Source organism: Flavobacterium sp. HBTb2-11-1 (assembly GCF_009826975.1).
In the GTDB taxonomy this organism is placed as follows: Bacteria; Bacteroidota; Bacteroidia; order Flavobacteriales; family Flavobacteriaceae; genus Flavobacterium.
This window is the reverse complement of sequence record NZ_WUMO01000014.1, coordinates 23,234-40,643: the sequence shown is the minus strand read 5'-3', so window position 1 is coordinate 40,643 and position 17,410 is coordinate 23,234. Positions and strand designations below refer to the sequence as shown.

The following is a 17,410-nucleotide window of genomic DNA, read 5'->3' as shown; positions in this document are numbered from 1 at the left end:
GCGGGGTTCGCCACAAAAGATATAGCGGACAGCAGGTATCAGCTCCTAATTTTTCTTGATTTATAAAACTTTTCTTTATTAATAATTAAAAAACACTATTTTAGTAAACGGTAAAACTTCCAAAACAATAAATATTTTCTGTTTTTAATACTAAAAATCATCATCATGAAAGATTCAAAAAAATACAGCAACAAAACCAAAGCTGCTTTTATTCTGCTAATCGTGATGCTGATTATTTTGCTTGGAAATTTTAATACGCTTCGAAATTCCAAAAATGTAAATGATAATATCAATGCAATCTACAAAGACCGATTGGTTGTGGCACATTACATTTTTCAATATTCAAAAGAACTTCATTTTATAAAAGCTGAAGCTGAAAAATTAAATCTAAGCGATAATATTAAAAAAAATGAAATTATTCATACACTTGATATTATTCATGATATCGATGATTTATATGCTAAAACAGTTTTAACAAACAAAGAGAAACAGTATTTTGATATTTTTTTGCTTTCATGCAAAGAAATAAACAGACTAGTTGAAAACAAAAACTGGGATAAAATTGCCATTTCTAGCGAGAAAGCTTTAAAAACGCTCGAATCTCTTTCAGAAATTCAAATTGAAGAAGGAAAAGCAAAACTTGCGGCTGCAAATGCAATGTATAACAGAAACAATGTACTAGGCCAGCTCCAGATTGCGCTTCTTATTATTTTAGGAGGAATTACGTTTTATCTTTTGATTGTAAAGAAAATCAAGCAAAAAATAAAGATTCCAGAACCGCCTAGCATGAATTAGTTTGAGTTATTATTTAAATTTTCTGGTTTCTTCTGAGATTAAAAGATCATTTATACTGGCAAATCTTTTCTGCATCAATCCATTTGCATCAAACTCCCAGTTTTCATTTCCGTAGGCTCTAAACCACTTTCCATCAATATCCTGATATTCGTACTCAAATCGAACAGCAATTCGGTTTTCAGTATGAGCCCAATACTCTTTTTTTAATTTGTAATTTCTCTCTTTTTTCCATTTTTCAGTTAAAAAAAGAATGATTTCATCACGCCCGTTTACAAATTTATCTCTATTTCTCCATTCGCTATCTATAGTGTACGCTTTTGAAACCCTTTCAGGATCCTGGCTATTCCATGCATCTTCTGCCAATTGAATTTTTTCTATTGCTGTTTCGTACGTGAAAGGTGGCAATGGCAATTTCTGTTCCATAATAATTAGATTAAAGTTTGAATAATTTTCTTAGTTTGCTCAATAAGCTGATTTGATTTAAAAAGTTGACTTTCTATAATGCAACTCTCAAAAAGCAGATATACATGATCTGATAAAAGATTATCATCTAAAATTTCAGTGAAATAAACACGTAGATCAGCTTTATGGTTCTGAATTACATCTAAAATTTTAATATTATCTGGTTGAATTTCTGATAGAATATTTAAAAAACTGCAACCCCTAAAATTTTCCTTTTTATTCATATAAATTAGAAAATCGAAAGAAGCTAAAATTTTTAGTTTCTTATCCTCTTCTTTTGATGTAAACTTTTGTAATTCTTCAAACCAAAAAAGATGACGCTGATTTAAAAAGGCCACACACAAATCTTCTTTAGACTTAAAGTGCTGATAAAAACTTGCCTTTGCAACTTTTGCCTCTTCAATAATTTGATTGATGCCTGTCGCATTATAACCTTGCGTGTGAAATAAAGTAAAAGTCTTTTCTAAAATTCGTTCTTTAGGCTGCATCTTAAAATGTATTATTTTTTATATATCGCTCTAAACTAAAGCTAAACAATTACAAATGTAATAAAAACTCGAAACAAACAGACAAGTCTGTCTATATTTATTTTAAAAAAAATTCCAAAACCCGAAAGCTTTGGAATTTGTAATTTTTATAATTGGAATTTAATAATTCAAAAGAATTATTATCTGCTCCACTCAGCGATACTGTCTTTATTCAATTTTACGTAATCAGCATTGTTTGCCGCTTCTGCAGATGCTAAAGAAGCTTTTGCAGTTTCAATAGCTCCTTTTTTATCACCTTGTTTTGCTTGGATTAAAGATTTTAATCTTGACACATAATATGGTTTATCTGAACTCATGTCAAGAGCTTTGTCTATATAATTTCTAGCAGTTTCAATATTTCCATTTGATTGAAATAAATACTGAGATGCCGCAAAATAATCATTCCAAGTTGGACCAGCCAAAGCTTTATCAATACTTGCTGTAGCAATTTTAGCCGTCGGAACTTCAAACTTTAAAGCAACATGAGAGTTTTCCCAAGAAATATCTAAATAACCAAAGTTTGGATCTAAACCATTAATCCCGATTGTAAAAGTTTCAACAGGAGTTGGCAATGCATCTTCTTTTACTGTAGTTTTTAAAGCTACATAAGCATCGCTCCAGTTCTCTGGCAATCCCCAGTTGTCTGTAGAAAGATAAAAAATGATATCCCAGCTTTCTATTCTAGGAACTGTATAGATTGCATATTTTCCTTTCTTTAGCGTTTTTCCGTCAATGATAACATCATCGCTAAAGTTAATGATTGTATTTTCGTTAGCTCCAGTTCTCCATAGTTTTCCAAATGGAACTAAATTTCCGAACACGGCTCTTCCTCTTGCTCCCGGTCTTGAATAGGTAACTTCAACATCGGTTAAACCAACAGTCTGTTTGATATATCCTTTTGGACTTGCTTGCGGTGTTTTTACTTGTGCTTCTGATACTAATGGTCCTAAGATCAGGGCTAAAGCAATAAGTAGTTTTTTCATTATTTTAAGTTTTATTTTTATTCAAATTTACAAATTCAATTAGGTAACAAATGTTAAATTTTATATAATTCACCCCTTTAGCTGTGATATTTTTTCAGCATTTAATTCATTAAAATGCTCTATAACTAGATCAGCTTCAGACAAATCTTGAAGATGAGAATGTTCGCTTTTGTATCCTACACAATAAATTCCGGCACCTTTTGCTGCTTTTACACCATTTGTGCTGTCTTCAATAATGATACATTCTTCTTTTGGCGCAACCGACAATGAAGCCGCATGAATAAATATGGCTGGATTTGGCTTTGATTGCGGAAAATCTTCTCCGCTTACAATATGTGTAAAATATTGATGCAGATTAAATCTCGTAAAAACACGATCAATAGTAACTTTTGATGCCGAAGAAGCCAAAATCAATTGTATTCCATTATTGTACAAATCTTTAATCAGATCTTCAACACCTTCTAAAAGATATAAATCTTCTTTAGTATCAAAAGCATCATTAAAAATTGTTCTTTTTCTCTGGATCAAATCTTCAACTTCCTGCTCTACAGTTGGAAAATAGCTTTTTAAAGTCTGAAATGTATTTCGAGTAGAAAATCCTGTAAATGTGGTATACATTTCTTCAGGAACTTCGATATTCAATTCTGAAAATTGCAAATAGTATGCATAACGATGAACGGGTTCCGTGTCAACAATTACACCATCCATATCAAAAATTACTGTTTTAATCATTTTTTTTAAAGTTTCTGAGATTCTGAGATGCTAAGATTCTAAGGTTTCTCTCTTGTGTGTTTAACTTTGTCAAAGTTACTTTACGTTTTATTTATAAGTTCAAAAGAATTAAGATTAAGCGCTTCAGAAAAAAACTTAGCACCTTAGAATCTTAGTCCCTTAGAACCTTACTTTTTAAGCAAATATCTAATCACCGTTTCTGCAGCATGCAAACCAAATAATCCTGGCATATAGCTATTTGTTCCGTAAAAAGATTTTTTAAAGTTTTTACCGTCTGTTAATTTTAAGCTTTTTTCATCTTGAATTTCAGAAGAGAAAACTACTTTTAGCTTATTGATTTTAGCTTCTTTTAAACGCTTGCGAATAGTTTTAGAGAAATAGCAATTGATCGTTTTTGAAATATCGCTAACTTTTACTTTTGACGCTAACATTTTTCCGCCAGCTCCCATACTGCTAATGATTTTTACTCTTTTGCGTTTTGCTGCAATAATCAGATTTAATTTTGGAGTAATACTATCAATACAATCCAAAACATAATCAAATTCTGGAGAAACAATCTCAAAAGCACGTTCTGGAGAAAGAAATTCTTGAACACGTGTTAAATTCAATTCTGGATTAATATCCATCAAACGATCGCCTACAATTTTAATTTTTGGCTGACCAACTGTTGAATGTAAAGCTGGCAATTGACGGTTGATATTTGTGATATCTACAACATCTCCATCTACAATTGTCATGTTACCTACTCCTGCTCTCGCTAAAAATTCAGCTGCAAAAGATCCAACTCCTCCTAGTCCTACAACTAAAACATTAGATTTTTGTAAATTTTCTAATCCTTCTTTAGTAAACAAAAGCTCAGCTCTTTCTGTCCATTCTGCCATATATTCTATTTTTTATTCTTTTTGTTTCAAGTTTAATGTTTCAAGTTTTTTCTCGTTGTCACCCTGAGCGGAGTCGAAGGGCGTTCCAATTGAAATGAGGCTTCGACTCCGCTCAGCCTGACATTTCACATTTCATTATTCAAATACACTTCTATAATTACTTGAAATAATATCTTTTAATTCTTTTAAATTTAGTTCTTTATACTCAGAAGCCAATTCATAAACCTGCTTAATTGATTCTTCCATAATATCAGTTTCTAAGAAAAAACGATCATTCGGAACATTTTGAAAAACCGATTTCAAATCTGGATTTTTCACTAAATATTTTCCAAACGAAAGATAAAATCCTGCCGAAATTAATTGTTCCGCCAATTGATTATTTTTTGAAAAACCATGAATAATCATAGGAACATTTATCTTCATTTTTTTCTTAATCGCCATTACTTCTTGAAAAGCGGCAACGCAATGAATTACTACAGGTTTTTTAAATTTTTCTGCTAATACTAATTGCTTTTCAAAAACAGAAATCTGCAAGTCAAACGGAACTTCTATTCTTTTATCTAAACCGCATTCGCCTATTGCTAGACAATTTTTGGTTTGCAATTTATCTTCTATAATTTTCAACTCTTCATCAAGCCAATTTTCATCAATATACCACGGATGAATTCCTATCGAATAAAATGGAATTGACTCATCAAAATCTTTTGGATATTGATTGACCAACTCTAAAACAGATTCTTGATTGGTAAATTGATGCGTATGAAAATTAAAATATTCCATTAATGAAAAGTCTTTACACCAGCTTTAATTTCGATTTTTAAATCGTTTTCCTGCGGTACAAGCGGACAAGAATACTTGTAGTTATAAGCACAATACGGATTATATGCCTGATTAAAGTCTACTGCAATCGTATTTCCTTTTGGAATCTCTAAATCAATATAACGGCCACCGATATAACTTTCTTTACCAGTTGTTAAATCTGAAAAAGGCAGAAAGAGATGGTTCTTATATTTTTCCTGAACTATAAGATCCAGACTCTGATAAACTGCAAGCTGAAAAGCTTTTCCGTTTATTTTAAAATGCAAAGTTCCATACTTAGTATATTTTGGGGTACGAGTTCCTGAGGTTTTCATTTCAAAAACTTTTCCGCCTTTAGCTTTTACCAAAGTTGCGTTCACAAAATAAGTTTCAGAAATAGGAAAAAAATCTAAGCTTTTAAAAGTTTTTAAATCTTCTGCCATTAACGGACTTGTCTTAGGATCAGCATATTCGGAGTTGATTTTCTTTTGAAATTTTTGCGCATCACTTTTATTAAACTTTTTTTGTGCAAAACCAAAATTAAATACCAACAATAAAGCTAGGGCGTTTATAGTTTTCATCTTAGAAATTTTCTGCAAAAATAGTTCAAAAGTAACAAAACAACAACCACTTAACGAGACAAAGTTTGCTAACTTTGTGACGATAATCTATCACACAAAATGCTTAAAACTGCCCTAACCCACTACATCAATAACTTTCGAGGTTTTACCAGAGAAGTTTGGATCCTTGCCATCATTACTTTTATCAACCGCGCCGGAACAATGGTTCTTCCTTTTTTATCAAAATATTTAAAAGAAGATCTTCATTTTACCTACAATCAAGTTGGATGGATTATGGTCGCATTTGGTTTTGGGTCAATGCTCGGCTCTTGGTTGGGAGGTAAACTATCAGATAAAATAGGATTCTATAAAATCATGATTTTTAGTTTATTTACCAGTGGAGTTTCTCTTTTCTTTGTACAATATATCACTACTTTCTGGGCGCTTTGCGTTGCAATGTTTATCCTTATGACCATTGCAGATATGTTTCGTCCTGCCATGTTTGTATCCTTAGGAGCCTACGCTAAACCAGAAAATAGAACTCGTGCCTTAACATTGGTGCGTCTTGCCGTAAATTTAGGTTTTGCCGCTGGTCCGGCACTTGGAGGTTTAATTATTATGGGAATGGGATATTCTGGCCTTTTCTGGGTTGACGGAGCTTCATGTATTATTTCGATCTCGATTTTCGCTTTATTGGTAAAAGAAAAGAAAAAAGCCACTCATGACGATAAAACAGAAAGTGCTTCTGATGTAAAATCGGTTTTTCATGATAAGATTTTTTGGGTTTTCTTATTCGTAAGTTTTATTACGGCTATGATTTTCTTCCAGCTTTTTACCACTCTACCTTTATATCATAATGAAAAGTTTGGTTTAAGCGAATTCCAAACTGGTCTTTTAATGACTCTAAACGGTCTTTTAATATTCTCTCTCGAAATGCCAACTGTTGGGTTTTTAGAACGAAAAGCTTTTCCTAAAATTAGAATTATAATTGTGGGCTCTTTTGTAATGGCTTCAAGCTTCTTTTTGCTTCTTATTAATTTCTGGGCAGGAATATTGGTTGTCAGTATGATTTGCATTTCTATTGGTGAAGTGCTTACTTTTCCTTTTTCAAACGCATTTGCATTGAGCCGTGCGCCGCGCGGACAAGAAGGGCGCTATATGGCGCTTTATACCATGAGTTTTAGTCTTGCTCATATTGTAAGTTCTAAACTTGGCTTTGAGATTATTACCCGATTTGGCTACCAAATCAACTGGCTTTTTATGGCTTGCATTGGAGTTGTTGCAACGGGATGCTGCATTTGGATAAAAAATGCTTTAATCAACAAAAAAGCTTCATAAATAACTTTTAACTTTTTAAAACCTTATAATTCAATTTATTACCATTAAATTTGAATAGCTTTTCTGCGTCTAAAATCGAAAATAAACTTAATTTTTAGTTAAATAACTATTTTTATAGTTGTGTAACTAAAAAAATAGTTGTAGGTTTGAATTAAAATTAGAGAAGATGCAGAAGTTAACAAACAAAGAAGAAGAAATTATGATGATTTTATGGAAGCTGAAAAAAGCTTTTGTAAAAGAAATTCAAGCTGAAATCACAGAAGATCAGCCACATTACAACACATTATCTACTATTGTGCGTAATCTGGAAGAAAAGGGATATGTTGGCCATAATGCTTTTGGAAATACACATCAGTACTTTCCGATTGTACCGATTGAAGATTACAGAAAAGGATTTATGAAAACCGCAATCGATAATTACTTTAACAGTTCTTATAAAAGCATGGTTTCCTTTTTTGCTAAAGAAGAAAAGATTTCAGCTGACGAATTGCGTGAAATTTTATCGATGATCGAAAATAAAAAAGAAGATAAATAATTCAGATTATGGAAGCACTTTTCATCTACATTATCAAATCAAGTGGCTTAATGCTTTTGTTTTATTGCGCTTACTTTTTCTTATTGCGCAAAGAAACATTCTTTAACAGCAACAGATGGTTTCTTTTGTCAGGTTTAATTGTATCAGCAATTTTACCATTAGTGACTTATACGAAGGTGATATGGATAAATGCTGCTCCCCAGTTTAATACCGATTTTCAGAATTTTGTATCAAACGCATCTCAAGATGAATCTTCAGAATTTAATTGGAATTATGTTATTCTTGGTCTTTACACCGTTGGTCTTTTGATATTCTTGATAAAACTGGCTATTGATTTTTACAGTTTAAATTCCATTATTAAAGGAAAAAAAATCAAACAGCAAGCCGATTTCAAATTTATTGATATAAACGAAAACATTGCTCCTTTCTCCTATTTTGAATATATAGTTTACAACTCATCACTGTATACGCCTTCAGAATTAGAGAGCATTCTTGAACATGAAAAAGTGCACAGCGATCAAAATCACACGTTAGATGTGCTAGTTTCAAGAATATTCAGCATTATTTTCTGGTTCAATCCGATTGTTTGGCTTTATAAAAAAGCCATAATGCAAAATCTGGAGTTTATTGCCGATAGCGAAGCGGCAAAAAAAATTCAAGATAAAAAAGCATATCAGTACACTCTTTTAAAAATAACAACACACGAAAATTGTGTTGCCATCACCAATCATTTTTATCAATCATTAATCAAAAAACGAATCGTCATGTTAAACAAAAATCAATCAAAAAGAAGGAATTACTGGAAGTATTATGCTGTAATTCCTGCTCTTGTTGCATTTGTATTATTATTTCAGATTGAAGTAGTTGCAAAAGAAAGACAACCAAACGCAAAAGTAGTTTCAACAGAAATTGAGTCTGTAGATGTGTACAAAATCTTGAAAAATTCAACAGATGCAGAACTAAAAGAGATAAAAGAAAAGTTAAAGAAACTGCACAACATCAACTTTGAAGTTTCTCAAATCAAAAGAAACTCAGAAAACGAGTTAACTTCAATTAAAGTTGACATAATTAATGGAAGTGACAAATCTCAATCTATACAAACGGGAGGAGATAAAACCATTAAAGATTTTGGGATAATTGTCATAACAGACAAAAATGGAAAGAAAAAAGCTGGCATTCAAACTTCTGATGAGAAAATCACTATCAGCAAAAAAGTTTCTATGGATGGCAAAACTAATAAAAATTCGGAAAGAAAAACTATAACTACTAATACAGAAAGCAATGTTAACACTAATTCTATTACTAGTACAAAAACTAACAGTGATACTAATACAAATATTAGCACTACTGTAATAATAAACAAAGACAACAACACTAAAGTTATTACGACTGGCACAAGTACAGCGGTCGCTGTTTCTAATGGCGCAAAAACTAATGTAAAAATAAGCTCTTCACTTGTAATTGTAAACGGAGAAGAAATGCCTGCTGGTTTTGATGTAAAAAGTATTCCAAATGACAATATCGAATCTGTAAGTATTTTTACAGGAGTTAATGCAACTGAAAAATACGGAAGCAAAGCCGCAAATGGAGTAATTGAAATTGAAACTAAAAACTAAATCGTTTTATATTTTTTTAAATAGAAAAAAATGCAAAAACTAACCAACAAAGAAGAAGAAATCATGCATATTTTATGGAAGCTGAAAAAGGCTTTTGTAAAAGAAATCCAAGCAGAGATTTTAGAAGATCAGCCGCATTACAACACTTTGTCTACTATTGTTCGTAATCTGGAAGAGAAAGGTTATGTCGCACACAATGCTTTTGGAAATACGCATCAGTATTATCCAGCTGTAAGCATAGAAGATTATAGAAAAGGTTTTATGAGTACGGCTATTGACAATTATTTCAATAGTTCTTATAAAAGTATGGTTTCATTTTTTGCCAAAGAAGAAAAAATTTCGGCAGATGAACTACGTGAAATCTTAGATATGATCGAAAATCCAAAAGAAGGTAAATAATCAAAATAGTATGGAAGCACTTTTCATTTTTATCCTAAAATCAAGCGGGTTGCTAGCAATGTTTTATTTTGCTTACATTTTTTTACTTCGCAAAGAGACTTTTTTCAACAGCAGTCGCTGGTTTTTAATTGCTGGTTTAATTACTTCTGTTGTACTGCCTTTTGTAGTTTACACAAAAGTGATTTGGGTCGAAGCCCCGCCTGCGCTTGCTCCTGCTCCAATTATTACAACTACTGAAAATGCTGTAAAAAACATTCCGACTTCAACTCAAGAGGCCATTGTTTATACACCTCAATACAAACCGACAACTGTTACAGTTGTTGAAGAGGAAAATTTTGAAGTCAACTGGAGTTTATTCCTAGCTGCAGTGTACGGAATTGGTTTCCTAGCATTTCTAATCAAATTTGCTCTTGATTTTTATAGTTTAAACTCTGTTTTGAAAGGAAGAAAAATTGAACAGCAAAATGATTTTAAATTTATTGATGTGGATGAAAACATTGCTCCCTTCTCCTATTTTGACTACATTGTATATAACTCATCACTATATACAGCTGCAGAATTAGAGAATATTTTAGAACATGAAAAGGTCCACAGTGATCAAAAACACACCATAGATGTTTTAATTTCTAGAATTTTCTGTATCCTATTTTGGTTTAATCCAATTGTCTGGCTTTACAAAAAAGCAATTTTGCAAAATCTTGAATTTATTGCAGACAGCGAAGCTTCCAAGAAAATTGCAGACAAAAAAGCTTATCAGTACACGCTTTTAAAAATAACAACGCACGATACGTGTGTTGCCATCACCAATCATTTTTATCAATCATTAATCAAAAAACGAATTGTCATGTTAAACAAAAATCAATCAAACAAAAGGAATTATTGGAAATATTCAGCAGTAATTCCGGCCCTTGGAGCATTTGTTCTTTTATTTCAGATAAGGACTATTGCCCAAGAAAAGAAACAAGATGAAGTTGCAGTTGTGAAAAGAGACACTGTTAAAGATTCTGATGAAACTATCAAGATAACAAAAAATACGACCGACAAGGAATTAAACGAACTTCCTGGAAAGTTAAAAGCGAATCATAATCTTGACGTTGAAATTTCAGATGTAAAAAGAAATACCAAAGAAGAACTAACTGCTATTCAAATCAAAGTAAAATCAGATTCTGGCAAAAAGCAGACTATCAAAATTGACGGAGATAAAGCCATAAAAGATTGCGAGCTGGCAATTGGGACAGATGAAAATGGGGCAAAATCAATAAACATTAACACAGACAAAAACTTTAAAGCGCCTGTAATAATTCGAAACGAAAGAGTTATTGTCCGCAATCATGGAGAATCAGATGTTGCCGCTCCTGTACCTCCGACGCCGCCAGCATTTCCTGCCGGGCCACTGCCTCCTGCACCTGCAGTTGACATGTCAAAAATGCCAAAACCTCCAGTTGCTCCTAGGAATCCAAAAGATAAAGTAGCGATGCAGAAGTTTGAGAAAGAAATGGAAGAATTTGAAAAGAAAATGGAAAAATTCCAGCCAAACCTTGATGCTATGTCTGCTTACGGAGATGCTGTCAACGAAATCATGTCTAAACGTGAAGCGATTTATGAGAAAGAAATGGCTAAATACGAGATTGCAATGGAAAAGTTCAATGCTCAAATGGAAAAATTCAACTACGACTTTAAATTTAGCTTTGGAGACGATTCTCAAGACTATGAAAATAGTATGAAACAGTACGAACAAGATATGAAGCAATATGAGCTTGATATGAAACAGCATAAAGAAAATATGAAGCAGCATGCTAAAAACATGAAGCAACATGAAAAGGAGATGAAACAGCATGAAAAGGAGATGAAAGAAATGGAAAAGCAAAACAAAAAAGCTTAGTTGTTTCATTTTAAAATAAAGAAAAACCAGTGTTTAAAGCATTGGTTTTTCTATTTAAAATTCCAATAGAACTAAATAACTCATAGAGATGAAAACCTGATTCTCAGAATTTAAATACTCATTTCATTTTATTGCTGAAAGACTTTGTTTTAAAGACAAAGTCTTTTTTTTATATCTTTGACAAAACAAATCTACCATGTATAAATTATTAGCTAAACTAAATAAACTACTTTTGCCAAGCTTTACCAAACAAGGTCTGGATATTTCGAAAGCAAAGAAATGGCAGATGGCAATTATTGGTTATCGCGCCTATGTTACCAAAAGAGCATTAGGCAATTAATTTAGAATACAATTTATTTATCCGGCAGAAATAAGCCTATTATTTTCTGTCTCACTTTTTATGAAAAACAGAGAAATAAGCCTTCCTCCTGTTCCAGCAGTATTATTAGCGATTATTAGTGTGCAATGTGGCGCAGCAATTGCAAAAACACTTTTCCCAACAATTGGCGCAGCTGGTACGGCATCTATACGTATTGGCGTTTCGGCATTAATTTTATTATTGGCATACAGACCCAATCTAAAAGCAATAACCTCACAACAGTGGAAAATTGTAATTCCATATGGCTTGTCTCTAGGCGCTATGAATTTAATTTTTTACATTGCAATAGAAAGAATTCCAATTGGTGTAGCGGTAACTTTAGAATTTGTTGGACCATTATTACTTGCAATTGCAGGTTCAAAACGTCTAGTAGATTATTGTTGGGTTTTACTTGCGGCAATTGGCATCTTATTAATTGCGCCTTGGACAAATGATCGTTTAGATCCAATCGGAATTATATGTGCTCTCTTGGCAGGAGCTTTTTGGAGCGGATATATTGTTTTAGGAGGCAGAATTTCAAGAATAATGAACGACGGTTATGCAGTAACGACAGGAATGCTGTTTGCGGCGCTTTTAGTTTTACCCTTTGGACTTTTAGACGGCGGATTAAGCAATCTAACACCAAAATTATTCGGAATGGGTGTTGCTCTCGCCCTATTATCAAGCGCAATTCCGTTTACCTTAGAAATGAAAGCTTTAGGAAAACTTCCTCCACGCACTTTTAGCATTTTGATGAGTTTAGAACCAGCTGCCGCTTCTATCTGTGCTTTTATTTTTCTTAATGAAAGTTTGAATCTTTATGAAATTTTAGCTGTAATTTGTGTTGTAATCGCCTCAGCAGGAAGTACTTTGACTGCTAAAAAATAATTTTAAAAAATCTTAAAGTAAAAATTCCAAATCCCAATATACTTGAGATTTGGAATTTTTAAGTTGGAATTTGAACCTATTATTTTTTAGGAAGCAGTACTGCATCAACAACGTGAATTACTCCATTTGATTGATTTACATCTGCGATAGTAACTTTTGCTTTATTACCATTTTCATCCGTAATGTATAAGTCTTTCCCTTTCATCCAAGCTGTCAGCGTTCCACCATTTACCGCTTTTATAGTTGCTTTTCCTTTACCTTCTTTTATTGCTTTTGCAATATCAGAAGCATTCCATTTTCCAGTAGCAACATGATAAGTCAAAATGTTTCGAAGTTGCTTTTTATTCTCTGGTTTTAATAATGTTTCTACGGTTCCTTTTGGCAATTTATCAAAAGCTTCGTTTGTAGGAGCAAAAACAGTAAAAGGGCCTTTTCCTTTTAAAGTCTCAACTAAATCAGCGGCTTTAACAGCTGCAACCAATGTTGTATGATCTTTTGAATTTACAGCGTTTTCAATAATATTTTTGTTTGGATACATAGCTGCACCACCAACCATCACTGATTTTTGTGCATTTGATGTAAATGCAAATCCTAAAGCTAAAACTGCAAGGGCTAAAAATTTTCTAGTTTTCATATTTAAATGATTTTAAGTTATAAGCTCATTTACGGTTATAAACTTGTTTTGGTTTTCACATGAAACTAATCTTATGTAAAAAAGCGCAGATTCTCTTTTAAATTTCCAGCAAAACAAGGCGTTAACTTAATTTAATTTTTCTTTAAAAAATTTAAAAATATTTGATTTTTGCATTTCTTTTATTGTTAAATTTAAAAACAAAAATCAGCAATTATGAAAAATTTAGCTCAAAAATTCAGAGATAGAAAATTAAAATCAGGAGTTGATTTAACTGCAATGGTTAGTATTTCTTTTTTACTTATTTCATTTTTTATGATTGTTAACGAATTATCAAAACCTCCAAAAATGAATTTGTATTTGCCAGAGAAATATGCTTGTCTAGAAAATATTGGATGTGTCAAAGCTGATCAAATGTTTACAATATTATTAGATAAAAATGGTAAAATGATTACTTATTCTGGTCTATTGGAATTTCCATTGGAGAAACCAAAAGAGTTTAAATTTCAAAAAAATGATATAAGACGAGAAGTTTTTCGCAAAAAGAAAGAAATTAAAGATTATATGATTTCTGAAGGAAAGCCAATGAGTGGTGTTGTCGTTATTATAAAACCAAGCAAGTATTCAAACTATGGCAGTTTAGTAAATATAGTGAATGAAATGAAAATTGCCAATATTGAAACCTATTCAATAGTTGACGATTTTACTGAAGAAGAATCGAAATTACTAGCCTCTAATTAAACAAACATAAAGTCTATGAAAAATTTACCTCAAAAAATCAGAAGTAGAAAGTTAAATTCAAGAGTAGATTTAACTGCAATGGTTAGCGTTTCTTTTCTACTAATTATATTTTTTATGGTTGTTGGAGAATTATCGAAACCAAAACTTATGCAACTGTATTCTGGAAGAGGAGGTTGCGGTCCTGAGCCTGAATGTAATAAACCTGATGAAAATATTGTTTTAACTTTATTGCTTGATAAAAACGACAAAATAATAACTTACCATGGCTTACTAGCATTTCCTATACAAGCCCCTAAAGAAGTTAATTATCAGAAAAATGGAATACGAAAAGAGCTAATGGAGAAAAATAAAATGGTTTTAGAATATTCAGCAAGACTTGGCAAGCCAGGAAGAGGAGTTACAGTAATTATAAAACCAACAGAAAAATCTAATTATGGAAATCTTGTTGATATATTAGATGAGATAAAAATGGCTAATATAACTTCTTATGCAATTGTCCCTCAGTTTACACCAGAAGAATCAAAATTACTAGCCTCAAATTAAATATAAAGTCTATGAAAAATTTGCCTCAAAAAGTCAGAAGCAGAAAGTTAAATTCAAGAGTAGATTTAACTGCAATGGTTAGTGTTTCTTTTTTGCTGATTATATTTTTTATGGTTGTTGGGGAATTATCGAAACCAAAAGCGATGAATATAGATTTTCCTGATAAGGATTGTGATGATTGCCTTCCAACTTACGTTGAAGAAAATCTATCTCTCACAATTTTATTAGATAAAAACAATAGAATAATTTCTTATTCAGGAATAATCCCTGTTCCTTCTAATACTTCTAAAAACATTGAGTATGGAAAAAATGGGATCAGAAAAGAATTGCTTAAAAGAAATAAAATAGCTTTAGAATATTCCGCTAAACAAGGTAAACCAGGAAGAGGAATTGTGGTAATGATTAAACCAAGCAGAAATTCAAATTATGGAAATCTCATAGAAATTCTTGATGAATTAAAAATAGCAAAAATAAATACTTATAATATTGATCCAGAATTTACTTCCGAAGAATCAAAATTATTAGCCTCAAATTAAAATCTTCAAATATTATTTTCAAAAAAAAAAAGATTCTCGACTCTACTCAAACTGACAGTGAAGAAATAACTTGAAGTTAAAATATTACAAACAAAAAAAAGTCCCGCATTTCTGCGGGACTTTCTATTTTAGATGAAACTAAGAATTATTTTTTCTCAGTTTTTTCCATTTTAGCTTTAAGAGCAGCTAATACATCATTGTTATCACCTAAAGTCGCAGCTGGTGCGTTTGTAGATGCAGATGCAGTAGTTTCAGCAGCAGCTTTCACGTTTTTCTCTTCTTCTTCTCTGAAGATAGCAGTGTGAGAAGCAACTACTCTTTTAAATTCTTTGTTGAACTCGATTACTTTGAAATCAGCTGTATCACCTTTTTTCAATTTCTTTCCGTCTTCTTTTTCAAGGTGACGAGTAGGAATGAAAGCAACGATATCATCTCCGAATTCTACAGTAGCTCCTTTGTCAACGATTTCAGAAATTTCACCTGTGTGGATAGTTCCTACAGCGAAAGAATCTTCGTATTGATCCCAAGGATTAGCAGTAGTTTGTTTGTGACCTAAAGATAATTTACGTCCTTCAACATCTAATTCTAATACTACAACATCAAGTTTCTCTCCAACGTTTACAAACTCAGATGGGTGTTTGATTTTCTTAGTCCAAGATAAGTCAGAGATGTAGATTAATCCATCAATTCCTTCTTCTAATTCTACGAAAATACCAAAGTTTGTGAAGTTTCTAACGATACCTGTATGTTTAGAACCTACTGGGTATTTAGAAGTAATGTCAGTCCATGGATCTTGAGTCAATTGTTTGATACCTAATGACATCTTACGATCTTCTCTGTCAAGAGTTAAGATAACTGCTTCAACAACATCTCCAACTTTCACGAAGTCCTGAGCAGAACGTAAGTGAGTTGACCATGACATTTCAGAAACGTGAATTAAACCTTCAACACCTTCAGCAACTTCGATAAATGCACCGTAATCAGCGATTACAACTACTTTACCTTTCACTTTGTCACCAACAGTTAAGTTAGCATCTAAAGCATCCCAAGGGTGAGCGTTTAATTGTTTCAATCCTAATTGAATTCTTGTTTTCTCATCATCGAAATCAAGGATTACAACGTTTAATTTTTGGTCTAATTCAAGAACTTCACTTGGGTGGTTGATTCTGCTCCAAGAAAGGTCAGTAATGTGAATTAATCCGTCAACACCACCTAAGTCAATGAACACACCATAAGAAGTAATGTTTTTAACAACACCTTCTAATACTTGTCCTTTTTGTAATTGACCGATGATCTCTTTTTTCTGTACTTCAATATCAGCCTCGATAAGAGCTTTATGAGATACAACAACGTTTTTGAATTCGTGGTTGATTTTTACCACTTTGAATTCCATCATTTTGTTTACATATACATCGTAGTCTCTAATTGGCTTAACGTCAATTTGAGATCCAGGTAAGAACGCTTCGATTCCGAATACGTCAACAATCATACCTCCTTTAGTTCTGCATTTAACAAAACCGTTAACGATTTCTCCAGTTTCATTAGCTGCAATAACTCTATCCCAAGATTTGATAGTACGTGCTTTTCTGTGAGATAATACTAATTGACCTGTTTTATCCTCACGGATGTCGATTAATACTTCTACTTTGTCACCTACTTTTAAATTTGGGTTGTAACGAAATTCGTTTAAAGAAATAACACCTTCAGATTTAGCATTGATATCAACGATAACGTCTCTATCTGTAATTCTAACTACAACTCCTTCAACTACTTCTTCTTGATCTGTAGCGATGAAAGTTTTTGATACTAGTTCTTCAAACTCTTGCAAGTTTTTCTCATCTACTGCATCGATTCCTTCTTGGAAGTTGTGCCAGTTAAAATTTGCTAAAAACTCTTCTTGTGATTTTGTTTGTTCAGACATGCTGATAAAAAAATTTGTATTCTGTTTTTCTCGAGTTTCTCCATGCGATAGAAAATACAGAAGTTGTTTTACATAAATGGTTGATCCCTAATAGAAACTCTTCTCTGCCAAAAGGTCTGCAAAATTAATACATTTTTCTGAATTAACAAAACAAAACCGATATGATTATCAGCCATTTATTTAAGAAGCACAAGATTTAATGTTTTTATGACGTTTAGTCCCGCTATCCGTTGCAATCTTTTGTGTCTCGTTAAAGAAACAAAACACAAAAGGATTTCCACTTC

The 17,410-nt window shown here is 32.2% G+C and carries 20 protein-coding genes; 11 read left to right on the top strand and 9 right to left on the bottom strand.

What is annotated here, in order from left to right:
- Positions 1–165 precede the first annotated feature (165 nt).
- Positions 166–795 (top strand): MCP four helix bundle domain-containing protein, encoded by a 630-nt coding sequence (locus GR162_RS21760; protein ID WP_160783849.1) that lies wholly within the window; start codon positions 166–168, stop codon positions 793–795.
- A gap of 9 nt (positions 796–804) precedes the next feature.
- Here the strand turns inward: GR162_RS21760 and GR162_RS21755 are convergent, their stop codons facing one another.
- The 7 genes from GR162_RS21755 to GR162_RS21725 all read right to left on the bottom strand — a co-directional run bounded on the left by GR162_RS21755 (position 805) and on the right by GR162_RS21725 (position 5,759).
- A complete protein-coding gene (locus GR162_RS21755) occupies positions 805–1,218 on the bottom strand; it encodes a nuclear transport factor 2 family protein (protein WP_160783848.1) in 414 nt (137 codons plus the stop codon).
- A 5-nt stretch (positions 1,219–1,223) separates the two neighbouring features.
- Positions 1,224–1,745: a TetR/AcrR family transcriptional regulator gene (locus tag GR162_RS21750; protein WP_160783847.1), complete on the bottom strand. Its 522-nt coding sequence runs from the start codon at positions 1,743–1,745 to the stop codon at positions 1,224–1,226.
- 179 nt (positions 1,746–1,924) lie between these two features.
- Positions 1,925–2,767 (bottom strand): DUF2911 domain-containing protein, encoded by an 843-nt coding sequence (locus GR162_RS21745; protein ID WP_160783846.1) that lies wholly within the window; start codon positions 2,765–2,767, stop codon positions 1,925–1,927.
- Between the two features lie 69 nt (positions 2,768–2,836).
- Positions 2,837–3,499, bottom strand: coding sequence for an HAD family phosphatase (locus tag GR162_RS21740; RefSeq protein WP_111376344.1), 663 nt, complete (start codon positions 3,497–3,499; stop codon positions 2,837–2,839).
- A 167-nt stretch (positions 3,500–3,666) separates the two neighbouring features.
- Entirely contained in the window at positions 3,667–4,380 is a 714-nt protein-coding gene (locus GR162_RS21735) for a ThiF family adenylyltransferase (protein WP_160783845.1), read from the bottom strand.
- A gap of 135 nt (positions 4,381–4,515) precedes the next feature.
- Positions 4,516–5,160: a TatD family hydrolase gene (locus GR162_RS21730; protein WP_160783844.1), complete on the bottom strand. Its 645-nt coding sequence runs from the start codon at positions 5,158–5,160 to the stop codon at positions 4,516–4,518.
- Positions 5,160–5,759 (bottom strand): DUF1684 domain-containing protein, encoded by a 600-nt coding sequence (locus tag GR162_RS21725; RefSeq protein ID WP_160783843.1) that lies wholly within the window; start codon positions 5,757–5,759, stop codon positions 5,160–5,162. The genes GR162_RS21730 and GR162_RS21725 overlap by 1 nt, the downstream gene beginning before the upstream one ends.
- A gap of 99 nt (positions 5,760–5,858) precedes the next feature.
- Between GR162_RS21725 and GR162_RS21720 the strand changes: the two genes are divergently transcribed.
- From GR162_RS21720 to GR162_RS21690, 7 genes are all read left to right on the top strand, one after another.
- Positions 5,859–7,076 carry an MFS transporter gene (locus GR162_RS21720; RefSeq protein ID WP_160783842.1) on the top strand — a complete coding sequence of 406 codons (1,218 nt, stop codon included), beginning with the start codon at positions 5,859–5,861 and terminating at the stop codon, positions 7,074–7,076.
- Positions 7,077–7,242: 166 nt separating this feature from the next.
- Positions 7,243–7,611, top strand: a complete 369-nt coding sequence (locus tag GR162_RS21715; RefSeq protein WP_066034576.1) for a BlaI/MecI/CopY family transcriptional regulator — start codon at positions 7,243–7,245, stop codon at positions 7,609–7,611.
- Between the two features lie 8 nt (positions 7,612–7,619).
- Positions 7,620–9,227: a M56 family metallopeptidase gene (locus tag GR162_RS21710; protein WP_160783841.1), complete on the top strand. Its 1,608-nt coding sequence runs from the start codon at positions 7,620–7,622 to the stop codon at positions 9,225–9,227.
- Positions 9,228–9,257: 30 nt separating this feature from the next.
- Positions 9,258–9,626, top strand: coding sequence for a BlaI/MecI/CopY family transcriptional regulator (locus GR162_RS21705; RefSeq protein WP_008468912.1), 369 nt, complete (start codon positions 9,258–9,260; stop codon positions 9,624–9,626).
- 10 nt (positions 9,627–9,636) lie between these two features.
- The gene (locus GR162_RS21700) at positions 9,637–11,508 is read left to right on the top strand and encodes a M56 family metallopeptidase (protein WP_160783840.1); all 1,872 of its coding nucleotides are present in this window, start codon (positions 9,637–9,639) and stop codon (positions 11,506–11,508) included.
- Between the two features lie 196 nt (positions 11,509–11,704).
- Positions 11,705–11,848 carry a hypothetical protein gene (locus tag GR162_RS21695; protein ID WP_008468909.1) on the top strand — a complete coding sequence of 48 codons (144 nt, stop codon included), beginning with the start codon at positions 11,705–11,707 and terminating at the stop codon, positions 11,846–11,848.
- A gap of 60 nt (positions 11,849–11,908) precedes the next feature.
- Positions 11,909–12,754, top strand: a complete 846-nt coding sequence (locus tag GR162_RS21690) for a DMT family transporter (RefSeq protein WP_160783839.1) — start codon at positions 11,909–11,911, stop codon at positions 12,752–12,754.
- Between the two features lie 79 nt (positions 12,755–12,833).
- Here the strand turns inward: GR162_RS21690 and GR162_RS21685 are convergent, their stop codons facing one another.
- Positions 12,834–13,388 (bottom strand): fasciclin domain-containing protein, encoded by a 555-nt coding sequence (locus tag GR162_RS21685; RefSeq protein WP_160783838.1) that lies wholly within the window; start codon positions 13,386–13,388, stop codon positions 12,834–12,836.
- A gap of 213 nt (positions 13,389–13,601) precedes the next feature.
- Here GR162_RS21685 and GR162_RS21680 point away from each other — a divergent pair, with 213 nt between their 5' ends.
- From GR162_RS21680 to GR162_RS21670, 3 genes are read left to right on the top strand one after another with little or no spacing between them, the layout of a single operon-like run.
- A complete protein-coding gene (locus GR162_RS21680) occupies positions 13,602–14,126 on the top strand; it encodes a biopolymer transporter ExbD (RefSeq protein ID WP_160783837.1) in 525 nt (174 codons plus the stop codon).
- 15 nt (positions 14,127–14,141) lie between these two features.
- On the top strand, positions 14,142–14,669 hold the full coding sequence (locus GR162_RS21675) for a biopolymer transporter ExbD (RefSeq protein ID WP_066034570.1): 528 nt from the start codon (positions 14,142–14,144) through the stop codon (positions 14,667–14,669).
- Positions 14,670–14,680: 11 nt separating this feature from the next.
- Positions 14,681–15,205, top strand: a complete 525-nt coding sequence (locus GR162_RS21670; protein ID WP_160783836.1) for a biopolymer transporter ExbD — start codon at positions 14,681–14,683, stop codon at positions 15,203–15,205.
- A 145-nt stretch (positions 15,206–15,350) separates the two neighbouring features.
- Here GR162_RS21670 and rpsA read toward each other — a convergent pair whose 3' ends face one another.
- Entirely contained in the window at positions 15,351–17,126 is a 1,776-nt protein-coding gene (gene rpsA, locus GR162_RS21665) for a 30S ribosomal protein S1 (protein ID WP_008468903.1), read from the bottom strand.
- Positions 17,127–17,410 lie beyond the last annotated feature (284 nt).